This window comes from Mesorhizobium sp. M0571, from assembly GCF_040320985.1.
Taxonomy (GTDB): Bacteria; Pseudomonadota; Alphaproteobacteria; order Rhizobiales; family Rhizobiaceae; genus Mesorhizobium.
The window spans coordinates 37,790-52,180 of the sequence record NZ_JAMYQT010000036.1; the positions used below are offsets into that span (position 1 = coordinate 37,790).

The following is a 14,391-nucleotide window of genomic DNA, read 5'->3' on the forward strand; positions in this document are numbered from 1 at the left end:
CGCTTTAAGCGGCGGTGCGGCGCTGATCATCGGCCTGCATGATGACGACTCTGTCAGCCAGTAGCTGGGACCCGGCATTCATCCTATTGCATGAGTTTGACAGACGCGTAACTCGCTGCACTGCGGGTAGCGCATTTGTGGTTTTTTGCGCTGACGTCGCCATCTTGCTTCGTTGCAGCCACAAACGCCCATGATCGATCTACATTCCCATATCTTGCCAGGCCTCGACGACGGCTCACCTAGTCTTGCCGAATCGCTGGAAATGGCTCGGCTGGCGGTGGCCGACGGAACGACCCACATGGCTTGCACGCCGCACGTGACGCCCGGCGTATACGAAAACGGAACATCGAATATTGTCCGAGCGGTTCAGGAGTTGCACCAAGCGCTGCGCCGCGCCGCCATACCACTTGCTCTTTACGTTGGCGCCGATGTTCACATAGCGCCGGATCTTCCGGACCAATTGGCGGCCGGCAGTGTGCCGACTTTAAACAGGTCCCGCTATTTTCTGTTCGAACCGCCGCATCATGTTTTACCCCCACGGATGGAAGATCTTGCTCTACGCCTCATAAACGCCGGTTTCATTCCGATTCTTACGCACCCTGAGCGTTTGACCTGGATCAAAACGAATTACGACGTTATCGAGAGGCTGAATGCAGTGGGCTGTCTTATCCAGCTTACCGCAGACTCGATTGTTGGTGCTTTTGGGCGCACGGCGCTTTACTATTCGGAAAAGCTGATTGACGAGGGCAGGGTGGACATTATCGCATCGGACACGCATAGCGCTACGCGCCGGCGCCCTGGGCTTTCGCAAGCGGTTGCTGCTGCCGCCAAGCGATGTGGGGAAGACGAGGCCCGCAACATGGTGTTGAAACGGCCAGGTGAAATATTGGCGAACCGGCCGCTCGAGCCGATTGGAAAGGCACGTCCGCCAAAGCCAAACGCCGGTAACGCCAGCCGCTTTGGAGGATTGGGCCGCTTGTTCAAGGGCGGGACTGCGTGATGGGCATTTTCCGTTTCGCAAACCATAAGGGCACGGTTTTGGTCTTGCTCGCTTCACTCGCGATGTCGGCATGCACGAGCACTTCGTCGACGACACCATCCTCGTCCGTTGATGCGCTGCAATTGACATCATCATCCACGCCACTATCGGGCGGCGGCGCACTGCAGATGGTAAAGGATTTGCCTGCGCCGCATAACACCCAGAATGGCAGCGAGCAGCCGCTATCTCCGAACGATGTGCTAGAGGTGAACGTGTTCCAGGTCGACAATTTGAACAGAACGGTTCAAGTCGATGCTGGCGGGCAGATTTCGCTTCCGCTTATCGGAACCATCGCCGCCGCAGGAAAAACCGTCCGTCAATTGGAACAGGAAGTCGAAACTGCCTATGGCGCCAAATACCTGCAGTCACCTGATGTGACGATTTTCGTCAAAGAATCGATCGGACAGCGCATTACCGTCGACGGAGAGGTCAATAGGGCTGGTATATATCCCGTGTCGAGCAATTCCACTCTTCTGGACGCCATTGCTTTGGCGGCGAATTTCAGTCCCATAGGAGATGCGAGCAAAGTCTTCGTCTACCGCAACATTGGCCCAAATACGCTGGTCGCAAATTACAACGTGGAGGCCATTCGTGCCGGCAAGGCCCGCAATCCGCGCGTCTACGGCGGTGACAAAGTCGTCGTCTTCGCCTCGAAATCGAAAATCGCGATGAACAATCTTAAGGACGCTCTCGGCATTGCTTCAAGTGCAGCTCGACTTAGTGTGATTCCATAGATGCTTTCCGCTCATTCAAATCATAGGCAAACGTAGGATCATTTCGCACTATGCTCGATCGCAACAGGCAGCATCAAATTGCGGCTCCCCGACATGGCCAAGCCCTGTCTGCAGATCAGTATTATGACGGTCCCCAAAACTATGGCCCCTACGGTCGCGATTACTCTGAGCAGGAGGAGGGCTTTAATCCGCTAAGACTGTTGTTTTACGTTGTCCAGTACCGGTGGCTAATCGTCATGATGGCAGCTGCTGGGCTAGTCGCCGGTGTCATCATTACCATGATGCTGACGCCGAAGTACCAGGCAACAACGCAATTGGAAGTGCTGGTTCCTTCTGCTAAGGTCTTTCAGGACATTGAGGTCGTTTCTGAAAACGCTGACGTCCGTGCTTTTCTGACAGCCCGTGAAAAGCTCAAGAGCCGTGCATTGGCGCAGCGCGTAGTATTCCAATTGGGGCTGAGCGAAAAGCCCAACTTCCTGTTTCCGACCGCTGACTTCTCTCTGAGCAACATCTTCTATCGTGCGTTCAGGATTTCGAAATCGCCTTCTATTCAAGACAGAACCCCGGAGCAACGCGAAGACATTGCGATCCGACGAGTTATAAACGACCTCACGGTCAATCTAGTCCCCAACACAAGCCTGCTGTCTATCACCTTTGTCGATCAAAATCCAAAATATGCGAGCGATATAGCCAATCAGATTGCGCAAAGCTTTATTGACCAACGCCTCGATCAAACCAGTGAGACCTCGGACCTGGCACGGCAATTCATCCAGGAGCAGGTTTTGCAGGTAAAGCAAAAGCTCCAGAAATCGGAAGAGGAATTGGTCGCATATGCCAAGGATGCTGGCATCACGATAACCGGCGACGACAAATCGCTGATAGGGTCAAATATCGAGGCCCTAAACACAGCGCTCGCGACGGCTATTCAAGAACGTCTCGATGCTGGACGGATGGTCGACCAAATCGACAAGGGCCGCGGATCAAGCCTCAGCCCAGTCTTGGAAAGTAAAGGGCTGCAAGCCCTCAGCGAGAAGCTGGCGGATTTGACCAGCCAATACCAGCAGAAATTAGGGGTTTTGAAGCCTGGTTTTCCGGAAATGCAGCAGCTCCAGTCGCAGATCAAGGAGTTGCAGCGGCTGTATAATAACGGCGTCCTAGCCATAACGGATTCGCTGCGGTTGAAATATCAGGAGGCACAGAATAAGGAGGCCGATCTTAAGACCAAACTTGCCGAAATGGAAAAGCAGCAGGTTGTGTTCAACGACAAGAACATCAAGTATACGATCCTGAAGCGCGAAGTGGATTCGAACCGGTCGCAATATGACAGTCTTATTGCTAAGCTAAATGAGGTCGGTGTCAGCTCTGAACTTAAGACACAGAGCGCTGCAATCGTTGATTTTGCTGCGCAGCCGAATTCTCCCTATTCGCCACGCCTGAGCATCAATCTTGCGATTGCAATGGCTGTGTTTATGGCCTTGAGTGCTGCGATTATCTACGCTATTGAGCTTTTGAATAATACTTTTGCTAATCCCGAGCAGATTGAAAAGGAACTGGGGTTGCCGATGCTCGGTATCTTGCCGCTGGTTGATGACCGGGAATTGACAGCGAGCATCGCCGATCAGAAATCCGGATTGTCGGAGGCTTATCGATCGCTTCGCACATCGTTGCAATTCTCCGGTGCGGAAGGCGCGCCACGGTCGTTGCTTGTTACGAGTTCTGAACCTTCCGAAGGCAAATCAACGACGTCGTTCAAGCTCGGCCAGGATTTTGGTGCGCTCGGTGCAAGAGTTCTCATCGTGGACGGCGATCTTCGAAAGCCGAATCTTCATCGCCTGTTTGGCCTCGACAACACGATCGGACTAAGCAATCTCTTGACAAATACCGTCCGTAGAGAGGATCTGGCGAGCATCTTCAGGGGGACGAAATTTCCGAACGTGACCGTTCTCACCTCTGGAACGATCCCCCCAAACCCTGCGGATCTCCTCTCGTCACCGAAAATGGCTCTGATCCTCACCAGCCTCGGCAAGCGCTTCGACCTCGTCATCATCGACGCGCCGCCGGTCGTCGGCCTCTCGGATGCTCCGATCCTCAGCAGGCTTGCTGAAGGTACATTGATGGTCATCTCTACCAGTCAGGTGACGCGCAAGTCGGCCAAGACGGCGTTGAAGCGCCTGCGTGCCGCTGGCGCGAACGTAGTCGGAGCCGCGATGTCAAAGTTTGCGGTGAACAAGTTCGATTACAACTACGCCTATAAATACATGAACTATCAGTACTACAACTACGGCACGGATACGGGTGCTCCGAAGATTGAGGGCAAAGTCGATGGTGGAGCTAGCCAACCCGCTTATGCAAAGTCTCCGACATTCAGTCGTTTGGTTCGTCGCGTCCGTTCTAGTGTTGGCGGCTTCCTCGATCGGGCTAAGTCGATTTCTTGAAACAGAAACACCGGCCGTTTCCCTTGCGCTGGATCCGTTCAACGTCGACGCATTGATAGCTGAAATCACCGGTGACCTGAACGACACGAGCAATGCTCCTGATTTTGATGCATTGCTTGCCAAGGCTAGAGGTGCGCTCGCCTTCGATCTGGGGGACGCGCGGCTGTACAGTCTAATAGGCGAGATCAAATACCGGCAGGGCGAAAAAGACGAGGCCTACCAGCTCTTCGATCAAGCCCGAAAATTGTCCAAAACAGAAATTCATGCGCTGCAGAGATCAATCAGCCGCGCGATAGAATCGGGTGATTTGTCAAAGGCCATTGGCGAGATCGACATATTGCTACGGCGATGGCCGGACCAATTTTCGGCGATCGCCGATGGTATGCCAAAAATTCTCTCAGATCCTGAGGGGTTCCAGGCGGTGCTGACGGCCATCAGGTCGGAAGCGCCCTGGCGAGGCGGTCTGTTCCGCGCTCTTAACAAAACCCCCGAGGGGCTCGACATCGCAAATCAGCTGTTGCTCGATTTAACCGGATCAAGAGCACCGCCAACGTCGAGCGAACTGACGACCGTGATCGCCGGCTATATCGTACAAGGAGAATATGAGCCGGCATACCGCCTGTTTCTTTTCACTCTAACTGACCAAGAACGGAAGTTGGGCGGATATATTTTCAACAGCACCTTCGAACCCGGGTCGGGCGGCAAGCCTTTCGATTGGCAGGTCCGTGATCAATCGGGCCTGGAAATTGCATTCGCACCATCCCACAATGCCGTAGAAGGAGAGGGCGGGGCGACGGTCCGGTTCTTGAACACGCCGGTCAAGAATACAGCTCTTCAGCAATATGTTGCGCTGCCCCCAGGCTCGTATAAGATTTCCCTCGTAGCCTCTGCGCGAAACCTGAAACTTCCAAAGGAATTGTTCTGGTCGATCAGATGCCTCGGGCCGGCCGGCGAAATTGCACGTTTCAATATTCCAGAGGGCACATTCAACCGTCAAAATCTGAGCCAGGATTTCTCAGTTGGACCAGCTGGCTGCCCCATGCAACTATTGACTCTGCAGACCGCCGCCATTGCCGAGAGCTGGCGATTTCGATATGTCGGCACCTTGGTAATGCACAAATTGAGCATCGAGAGACTTGCATCTTGAAGGACCGGCCGTCGGAATGGGATAAATATCTCCTCGGCTCGGTCCTGTTTGTATCCCTGCTGATCGGCGGGGGTACAGCGAGCGGGCTCTATACGGACACTGTGATCGAGGTCGCGGCCATTGTTTCGGCGGCCGCTGTCTTCACCCAAAGCTCTGGCGAGAGAAGCCCGCATTCTGTTCTATGGCTGCTGATCTTCGCCGTGGCGCTGAACTTTTTGCAAATCGTCCCACTGCCGGCGGCCATATTCGACGGGTTGAGGCCGGAGCTGCTGCTCGGAGATCCCTGGGCTGGAGAAAGTCGATTTCGCTTCATCAGCGTTGGGGTTGGCCGCACGATCGAAAGTCTGCTCTATCTCTTGGCTGCGGCGGCGTTTTTTTTGGCTGTATTGCGTTTGCGTGCCGAGCAGGTCAGTGCGCTCCTGCCGTTTTTTTTCATGGGTGTTATTTGCAACGGTTTGGCGGGAGCCATTCAATATTCGCTCTCCGACCACGCCGCTATTGTCGGGCTGTTGCCGTTTACGATCAATGCCGGGCTTTTTGCCAATCCGAATCATTTTTCGGCTTTGCTTTTTGTCTCCATTCCTTTCGTCGTCTATTATGGTTTGTTCCGCGGACACCTTTTGTCCGCATCCTTCGGCTTGATCGCGCTTTTGCTGCTTCTTTTGGCCGCCGGCTCCCGCGCCGGCGTTTTGATTGGATTGGCGATCACCGTGTTGTCTGTCATCTTTCTTTCTGCCCGTTCGAGGGCGAGTGGGTTCGGCGTTCTCCTCGTTTTTATCGGGCTGTCGATTTACACCATAAGCGCCTGGACCAAGATAGATGCACAGGAGCTCGATCCGGCTTTTGGACGAGTAGAGTTTGCGAGAACCACAATCGAGGGCATCAAAGAGAATTGGGCGACGGGTGTTGGATTCGGAAATTTCCAGAAAGCCTATCAGATATACGAAAGGGAGGGCATGATTTTCAAACAATATGTGAACCATGCCCATAATGAATATCTTGAGATTGCCTTCGAGGGCGGAATTCCTGCTATCCTTCTGATGATAGGTTATTTGGTATTGATTTTGACTGCATTGGCTAGAGTTCGCCGCGACCCATTTCAGAAGGCTGCATTTCTCTCTGCATCGTTCCTTCTCATTCATTCACTGGTCGACTATCCGCTGCGAACCGAGGCGCTGGCGATGACCTTTGCCTATATGAACGCCATCATCTTCCACAAAGGATTTGCGGAACGCTTGAGCCGCAAGAGTGAGATGATCGAGATCGACCATAACGGTGACAAGTTACTTGTTCCCATCGGAACTTCGTCCTAGCGACCTCGTCGCCACGACTGGCATCGCCTGAATGAGGTGGGACCAGTTATCGCTTGCCGGCTCGCAGGTTCCGCGGCGAACGCCGTAAAGCCGCCAGCTCTGGCTCTCCCAAGCCCAGGCAATATTTTCCCTCCCCTCCCAATCGCCACGCTGGGGAGGAATTTCCCGATTTTGCCGGCTGTATGGAAAATTCATTCCCGAACCATTCGACCGCAGGCTTGTCTTGCATTGTTCTGGACAGGAGCGATCTGCTAGAACGCCCGCACGAGAAATAGATTGTCCAGAAGTGCAGCTTGAACCGGGCGGCTGAAGATCGCGCCCGCTGGTGATACAGGCCCTTCTGTGGATCGCACGAAAGAACGCTCACAGTCCATGAACATCGCGCTTACGCACCTTCAGCGGCTTGAGGCCGAATCCATCCATATCTTTCGCGAGGTCGCCGCGGCTTTCGCCAAGCCGGTGATGCTCTATTCGGTCGGCAAGGATTCGTCCGTGCTCATGCACCTGGCAATGAAGGCGTTTTATCCGGCCAAGCCGCCCTTTCCCTTTCTCCATGTCGACACGACCTGGAAATTCCGCGAAATGATCGCCTTTCGCGACCAGATGCAGCAAAAGCTCGGCTTCGATCTCCTGGTCCATGTCAATGAAGACGGTGTGCGCGACAACATCAACCCTTTCGACCACGGCTCCAACACTCACACGCATGTGATGAAGACGGTTGCCCTGCGGCAGGCGCTCGACAAATACAGTTTTGACGCAGCCTTCGGCGGTGCACGACGCGACGAAGAGAAGTCGCGGGCCAAGGAACGCATCTTCTCGTTCCGCAACGCCCAGCACGTCTGGGATCCGAAAAACCAGCGGCCGGAGATGTGGAAGATTTTCAACACCCGCATCGCTGCCGGCGAATCGATCCGGGTGTTTCCGCTGTCGAATTGGACCGAGCTCGACATCTGGCAATACATTCTCCAGGAAGACATCCCGATCGTGCCGCTGTATTTGGCCAAGGAGCGGCCGGTCGTCGAGCGCGACGGCATGCTCATCCTGAAGGATGACGGGCGCATGCAGCTGCGGCCCGGCGAGACGGTCGAGAACCGGATGGTGCGGTTCCGCACGCTCGGGTGCTATCCGCTGACCGGCGCGATCGACTCGGAAGCCGATACTCTGGAGGCGGTAGTCAGCGAAATGCTTACGGCGCGCACCTCCGAGCGGCAAGGTCGCCTGATCGACCGCGACGAAGCCGGCTCGATGGAAAAGAAGAAGCGCGAGGGGTATTTCTGAGCATGCGCCACATCATGGCCAAGAGTCTCGCCCCGACCGACGGCGTCCGCGACTATCTGGCGGCGCAGGAACGAAAGTCGCTGTTGCGCTTCCTGACCTGCGGCTCGGTTGACGACGGCAAGTCGACGCTGATCGGGCGCCTGCTTTCCGATACCAAGCAGATTTTCGAGGACCAGCTGGCGGCGCTCGAGCGCGATTCGCGCAAGCACGGCACCACCGGTGACGACGTCGACTTCGCGCTGTTGGTCGACGGCCTCGAGGCCGAGCGCGAGCAAGGCATTACTATCGACGTCGCCTATCGCTTCTTCGCCACGCCAAAGCGCAAGTTCATCGTCGCCGACACGCCCGGCCACGAACAATACACCCGCAACATGGCGACGGGTGCATCGACCGCCGATCTCGCCATCGTGCTGATCGATGCCCGCCAGGGCGTACTGCGCCAGACTAGGCGGCATTCGATCATTGCCTCGCTTCTGGGCATTCGCCAAATCGTGCTCGCCGTCAACAAGTTCGATCTTGTCGGTTTCGACGAGGCGGTTTTTAAACGGATCGTCGCGGATTACGGGCAGTTCTCACGCGAGCTCGGCTTCCAGACGATCGTGCCCATTCCGATGTCGGCCCGCTACGGCGACAACGTTACTGGCCGTTCCGATAGGACAGACTGGTATTCCGGCCCAACGCTGATCGAACATCTCGAAACCGTTTCGGTTGACGAGGCCGCGGTCGAATTGCCGTTCCGGTTTCCCGTCCAATATGTGAACCGTCCCAATCTCGATTTTCGCGGTTTCGCCGGCACCATCGCCTCCGGCTCGGTCACGCCGGGCGACGAGGTGGTCGTTGCCAAATCCGGCAAGTCGTCCCATGTCAGGCGCATCGTCTCGCATGGCGGCGACCTTCAGCAGGCTGTCGCCGGCCAGGCCATCACCCTTGTCCTCGACGACGAGGTCGAGGTCTCGCGCGGCAATATGCTGGTATCGCCGGCAGCCCGGCCGCAGGTTGCCGACCAGTTCGCCGCCAACGTCGTCTGGTTCGACGAACATGCGCTGCTGCCCGGCCGCTCCTACATCCTGCGCACCGAGACCGACCAGACCAGCGCCACCGTCACCGACCTGAAATACCGGGTCAACGTCAACGACTTTGCCCATGAGGCGGCCAAGTCGCTTGAAATGAATGAAGTCGGCATCTGCAACATCTCGACGCGGTCGCCGATCGCCTTCGATCCGTTTGCCGAGAACCGCACCACCGGCGCCTTCATCCTGATCGACCGCATCACCAATGCGACGGTCGGCGCCGGCATGATCCTGCATTCGCTGCGCCGCGCCGAAAACATCCACTGGCAGTCGCTCGATGTCGGCAAGCGCGCCCGCGCCGATATGAAGAACCAGCGGCCGGCCGTGTTCTGGTTCACCGGGCTTTCGGGGTCGGGCAAGTCGACCATCGCCAATCTGTTCGAAAAGAAGCTGTTTGCCACCGGCCGTCATACCTACATTCTGGATGGCGACAACGTCCGTCACGGCCTCAACCGCGATCTCGGCTTCACCGACGCCGATCGTGTCGAGAACATTCGCCGCGTCGCCGAAGTGGCGCGCCTGATGGCCGACGCCGGGCTGATCGTCATCGTCTCGTTCATTTCGCCGTTCAGCGCCGAGCGGCGCATGGCGCGCGAACTGATGGCCGACGGCGAATTCGTCGAGGTGTTTGTCGACACACCCTTCGAGGAATGCGCCAGGCGCGATCCGAAGGGCCTTTATGCGCGGGCGTTGAATGGCGAAATCAAGAACTTCACCGGCGTCGATTCACCCTATGAGGTGCCGGAAAAACCCGAAATCCATCTCAAGACACTCGGCAAATCGGCCGAGGAGATGGTAGAGGCCCTGGAACACTGGCTGATCGAGCGTGACATTGCCGAAGACCAATATGATAGCGGCGGCGGTATCTGACGACGAAGCGATGCTCGGCGTCTTCGAGCGCCTTGCCTTGGCGGCGGGGCGCGAGGTGATGCGCGTTTATCGCGCCGGCTGTGCGGTCGACAGCAAGTCGGACAGTTCGCCGGTGACGGAGGCAGATCGCGAGAGCGAGAAGATCATTCTTGCCGGGCTGCGCGCCGCATTTCCCGAGATTCCTTGCGTGGCCGAGGAGGAAGCCTCGGCCGGCATCATGGCGCCGGATCTCGGCGACGCCTTCTTCCTGATCGATCCGCTCGACGGTACCAAGGAATTCGTCAACCGCAGGACCGATTTCACCGTCAACATCGCGCTGGTTCGCCACGGTGTGCCGGAGATCGGCGTCGTTTTCGCACCTTGCACCGGCCGCTTCTTCTCCGGCCGGCCGGGCAAAGCGGAAGCGATCGAGATCAATGACGACTATGAGATTGTCGATCGCCAGCCGATTTCGGCGAGGGCCGGTATGGTGCCGCTGACCGTCGTTGCCAGCCGGTCGCACAACACGCCTGAGACCGACGCCTATATCCGCGCGCTAGGCGCTGCCGAGATCGTTTCGGTCGGCTCATCGCTGAAATTCTGTCTCGTTGCCGGCGCCGAGGCAGACGTGTACCCACGCTTCGGACGTACTATGGAATGGGACACTGCCGCGGGTGACGCGGTGCTACGCGCGGCCGGCGGCATGACGCGTACGCTGGATGGTGAGCCGCTCGCCTACGGCAAGCGCAACCAGAGCGATGACGAGGATTTCGCCAATCCGCATTTCATCGCCAGCGGCAAGGCTGCTCAATCCCCATAGACCCATGGTTGCGCAACCAAAGGACCGCGTCAGACCTGATCGGCGTTCTTCGGTTGCACGACCTATCGCCTCCGGTAAGCGCAGTTCCAGACCCGTGTGAAAGCGCAGGTGTGACAGGAACTGCTGGCCGCGATCTCAGATACTGCTCGAGGTCTGTAAACAACACGGTTACGGTCCTCATCCAGCCTGCGGCCAGCGAGGCGCAGCAGCCGACTCGGTCGGTTGGCGTGGCCGATTCCGTTGGTGACACTTGCGGTCGATGCTTTCGGGGCCACACATGGTGTATCCAAATTGCTCTATACCGATACACTTGAACGGCTTACGAGCGAGTGATGGCGTTCCACATCAAGAATCGCGAGACCGACGCGCTGGCCCGCCGGGTCGCCGCGCTCAAGAGGACCGGTCTGACAGAGGCCGTCCATGCCGCGCTCAAGCATGAGCTTGAGCGCGAACAGGCTAGACCGTCCCTGGTGGAGATCGGCGTCAGGTTCTGCCGTGATCTGCGAGCCCAGGGCAAGCCTGAACACGGCAGGCCCGCCGACAAGGCGTTTCGCGACAGCCTGTACGAGAATGACTGATGTTCGTCGACGCCTCGGCCCTGACGGCGCTGATGACCAACGAGGATGATGCGCGCGAACTCCTTGCACGCAGGCAGCAGACCAGAAAGCGGCTGACCTCGCCACTTGCAGTATGGGAGGCTGCAATCGCGGTCGCGAGAGTCTTGGACTTGGCAATCAGCGAGGCGGCCGAGGCCGTGGAACGCTATCTCTCGTTGATGGAGATTGACATGGTCGCGGTGCCGCCGAACACGGCTCGACTCGCGCTTGACGCTTTCGATCGCTTCGGCAAGGGCCGGCACCCGGCGCGGCTGAACTTTGGTGACTGCTTCGCCTATGGTACGCATACGACGAAGGCCGCATGATTGGGACACGCGCGTGCGCGCGGCGGGCTCTATGATGGCGATGCGTGAAGGTCAGGCGGCCTGCTGATCGGCGGCCTTGTCGGCTTCGCGCAGGCGCTTCCAGTCCCAAGGCAGTAGTTCGTGCAGACGCGAAGCGGGAAGATCGGCAATGCGGGCCAGGACATCGGCGAGCCAGGCTTTCGGGTCGACGTCGTTGAGGCGTGCCGTGGTGATGAGGGTAAGCATAACGGCGGCGCGGTCGGCGCCGCGCTGGGAACCGGCGAAGGTCCAGTTGCGCCTTCCCAGAGCAATGCCACGCAGCGCTCTTTCGGCCGCGTTGTTGCTGAGGCAGATTCTGCCGTCGTCGATGAAGCGGGCGAAGTCGGCCCAGCGCCTGAGCATGTAATTGATTGGCTTCAGGACCTCGGAAGAGCGCGAGAGGGTATCGCGCTCGCGGAGCAACCAGGCGTGCATGTCGTCGAGAAGTGGTTTGCTCTTCTCCTGCCGCACGGCATACCGCTCGGCAGCGCTGCGGCCGTTGATGGCGCGCTCGATCTCGAACAGTGCGTCGAGGCGCCTGACCGCCTCCAGCGCGATCGGGGAGATCGGTTTGCCCTTCTTGCCATCCCGGGCCTTTTTTGCGATGTCGGCCAATTCGAAGAATCCGCGCCGCGCATGGGCGTAGCAAAAGGCCGGCGTGATCGGCTGCTCCTTCCGCTGCGGGTCGAACAGCGGCTCGAAGCCACTGTAACAGTCGCACTGAAGGATGCCGGCGAACCCGGCCAGATGCTTCTGAGGACGCTCGCCGCGCCGGTCGCTCGAGGCGTAATAGATCGCCGCCGGCGGCGCAGGCCCGGCGAAGGGACGGTCGTCGCGCGTATAGGTCCATATGCGCCCGGTCGCGCACTTGCCCTTCGCCAGGATGCGAATGGTGGTGTCGTCGCCATGAAGGCGCTCGGCCGCGAGCACATGGCGCTCGATCACATGGAAGAGCGGCATGACGGCGAAGGTTGCGTGGCCGACCTGATCGGCCAGCGTCGACAGCGGCAGGTCGATCCCCTCAGCCTTGAAGCGCGCGCTCTGACGGTTGAGTGGAGCATGCATGCCGAACTTGTCGAACAGGATCGTCGCCAGCAGCTGCGGACCGATGAGGCCGCGCGGCGTGACATGGAACGGCGCCGGCGGCTGGGTGATCTTCTCGCAGTCGCGGCAGGTAAACTTTTCGCGCACCGTTTCGATCAGCTTGAAGCGGCGCGGGATCTCCTCCAGCGTCTCGGTCACGTCCTCGCCCAGCTTGGACAGCCGGGATCCGCCGCAGCAGGCGCAGGCGGTGGGAGGCTCGACGACGACGCGCTCGCGTTCGATAGTCTCTGGCCAGGGCCTACGCACTGGTCGCTTGCGCGCGAAGGCGCGCACGCTCTGGATCTTCGCCGCCGCGGCGGCCGCGGCAAGCTCATCCTCGCTCGCCGCGGTCACGAGGTCTTCGAGCTGAAGTTCCATCTGCTCGATCAGGCGCGCCGTGCGTTCGGAACGCTGGCCGTATTTCTCGCGCTTCAGCTTCTCGATCATAAGCTGTAGATGTGCAATCAGCGCCTCGGTGTCCGATAGTTTCGCCTGCGCGCTGGCAGCCACCGCCTCGGCTTGTCGGCGTGCTTCGCGTTCAGCCCGCAGTGCCGCCAGGGCACTCGCAAGGTCGGAAGGAAGATCATCCGGCGTCAACGTCATGAGGCCAGTGAATCAGATTTTGCCTGCAATTTCAAAGTGTAAATGCTATCCGACCCGCGTCGGCCGCCATGTTTCCTGAGGGTTGCGCCAATCGATCCCGGACAGGAGATAGCTCAACTGCGCCGTTGATATCGTAACGCTTCCGTCTGCCAGAGATGGCCAGATGAAGCGGCCACGCTCAAGACGTCTCGTAAACAGGCACGATCCTTGTCCATCATGCCAAATGATCTTCAGGAGATCGCCTCTTTTACCGCGAAAGCAAAAAATGTGACCGCTCAGCGGATCCTTCTTCAAGATCTCCTGCACGCGTAGAGCAAGGCTGGGAAAGCCGCAGCGCATGTCGGTGTGTCCCGTCGCCAGCCACACTCGCACCCCCGTCGGAATTGGGATCATCGCAGCGTTTCCAGGCCGCGCATGACCCGAAGCAGCGCTTCCACGTCCACGTCGGGCTCGACGATGACCCTGCGGCCATTCACGCTCACCACTTCCATGCGCCCGCCAGCCGGTTCTGGACCTTTCTCTGGCTGCTCCGGTACGACCATCGCCGGCACGAAACCGCAGACGCCACCTTCGCCAAGCCGACCCTCGCGATGCGCCTTGCGCCAGGCAAACAGCAGTGGGGTGGAAATCCCGTGACGCCGCGCTGTCGCGGATGCCTGCCGCGGAGCCAAATAGCTCTCCTCGACGATCCGCAGCTTCTCCTCCTCCGACCAGCGGCGCCGGCGGCCAGTGTCAACAATCTCGAGCCGAGTGACTTGGCGACAGTCAGTAGCGATATCCATACCGACAGTCAGCTACACCCTCCGTTCGCCCGCAAGGCGGCCCTCCTCGGACGCGTACCGCCTATGCCTGTGCCCGGCATTTTGACCAGCCAATAATGTTCAAAGGCGCCGACTTTCCGCAGACCGACATCGACGCTGCGTGAGTGCCACAGTCTCGCGACGCAGACGCAAGCGTCGCTTGCCGGCTTCTCGCGCTCCCCACTCTCATGATTGCTGACAATGGCCTTTGACATAAGCTGCAGCCCGCCGATCCGATCGGCGGTCGAGGCACTTGTACGGCGGATATGAGGTGCAAGAG

The 14,391-nt window shown here is 58.4% G+C and carries 13 protein-coding genes; 10 read left to right on the forward strand and 3 right to left on the reverse strand.

Features of this window, described 5'->3' with window-relative positions; all coding sequences use genetic code 11:
* Positions 1-190: 190 nt before the first annotated feature.
* The 10 genes from NKI85_RS28575 (at position 191) to NKI85_RS28620 (ending at position 11,607) form a co-directional block, all read left to right on the forward strand.
* A complete protein-coding gene (locus NKI85_RS28575) occupies positions 191-1,000 on the forward strand; it encodes a tyrosine-protein phosphatase (RefSeq protein ID WP_352779448.1) in 810 nt (269 codons plus the stop codon).
* Entirely contained in the window at positions 1,000-1,773 is a 774-nt protein-coding gene (locus NKI85_RS28580) for a polysaccharide biosynthesis/export family protein (protein ID WP_352779450.1), read from the forward strand. The genes NKI85_RS28575 and NKI85_RS28580 overlap by 1 nt, the downstream gene beginning before the upstream one ends.
* 50 nt (positions 1,774-1,823) lie before the next feature.
* Positions 1,824-4,208, forward strand: a complete 2,385-nt coding sequence (locus NKI85_RS28585) for a GumC family protein (protein ID WP_352779453.1) — start codon at positions 1,824-1,826, stop codon at positions 4,206-4,208.
* Positions 4,168-5,355: a tetratricopeptide repeat protein gene (locus NKI85_RS28590; protein ID WP_352779455.1), complete on the forward strand. Its 1,188-nt coding sequence runs from the start codon at positions 4,168-4,170 to the stop codon at positions 5,353-5,355. The genes NKI85_RS28585 and NKI85_RS28590 overlap by 41 nt, the downstream gene beginning before the upstream one ends.
* A complete protein-coding gene (locus NKI85_RS28595) occupies positions 5,352-6,668 on the forward strand; it encodes an O-antigen ligase family protein (protein WP_352779458.1) in 1,317 nt (438 codons plus the stop codon). Before NKI85_RS28590 ends, NKI85_RS28595 begins: the two co-directional genes overlap by 4 nt.
* 372 nt (positions 6,669-7,040) lie before the next feature.
* The gene (gene cysD, locus NKI85_RS28600) at positions 7,041-7,946 is read left to right on the forward strand and encodes a sulfate adenylyltransferase subunit CysD (protein WP_352779460.1); all 906 of its coding nucleotides are present in this window, start codon (positions 7,041-7,043) and stop codon (positions 7,944-7,946) included.
* A gap of 2 nt (positions 7,947-7,948) precedes the next feature.
* Positions 7,949-9,886 carry a sulfate adenylyltransferase subunit CysN gene (gene cysN, locus NKI85_RS28605; RefSeq protein WP_352779462.1) on the forward strand — a complete coding sequence of 646 codons (1,938 nt, stop codon included), beginning with the start codon at positions 7,949-7,951 and terminating at the stop codon, positions 9,884-9,886.
* A 10-nt stretch (positions 9,887-9,896) separates the two neighbouring features.
* Positions 9,897-10,685: a 3'(2'),5'-bisphosphate nucleotidase CysQ gene (cysQ, locus tag NKI85_RS28610; protein WP_352779480.1), complete on the forward strand. Its 789-nt coding sequence runs from the start codon at positions 9,897-9,899 to the stop codon at positions 10,683-10,685.
* Between the two features lie 332 nt (positions 10,686-11,017).
* A complete protein-coding gene (locus tag NKI85_RS28615) occupies positions 11,018-11,263 on the forward strand; it encodes a type II toxin-antitoxin system VapB family antitoxin (RefSeq protein WP_352779464.1) in 246 nt (81 codons plus the stop codon).
* Positions 11,263-11,607 (forward strand): type II toxin-antitoxin system VapC family toxin, encoded by a 345-nt coding sequence (locus NKI85_RS28620; RefSeq protein WP_352779466.1) that lies wholly within the window; start codon positions 11,263-11,265, stop codon positions 11,605-11,607. The genes NKI85_RS28615 and NKI85_RS28620 overlap by 1 nt, the downstream gene beginning before the upstream one ends.
* Positions 11,608-11,658: 51 nt before the next feature.
* Here the strand turns inward: NKI85_RS28620 and tnpC are convergent, their stop codons facing one another.
* From tnpC to tnpA, 3 genes are read right to left on the reverse strand one after another with little or no spacing between them, the layout of a single operon-like run.
* Positions 11,659-13,311, reverse strand: coding sequence for an IS66 family transposase (tnpC, locus tag NKI85_RS28625; RefSeq protein ID WP_352779468.1), 1,653 nt, complete (start codon positions 13,309-13,311; stop codon positions 11,659-11,661).
* Between the two features lie 45 nt (positions 13,312-13,356).
* Positions 13,357-13,704, reverse strand: a complete 348-nt coding sequence (gene tnpB, locus NKI85_RS28630; RefSeq protein WP_352779471.1) for an IS66 family insertion sequence element accessory protein TnpB — start codon at positions 13,702-13,704, stop codon at positions 13,357-13,359.
* Positions 13,701-14,093: an IS66-like element accessory protein TnpA gene (gene tnpA, locus NKI85_RS28635; protein WP_352779473.1), complete on the reverse strand. Its 393-nt coding sequence runs from the start codon at positions 14,091-14,093 to the stop codon at positions 13,701-13,703. The genes tnpB and tnpA overlap by 4 nt, the downstream gene beginning before the upstream one ends.
* Between the last annotated feature and the right edge of the window lie 298 nt (positions 14,094-14,391).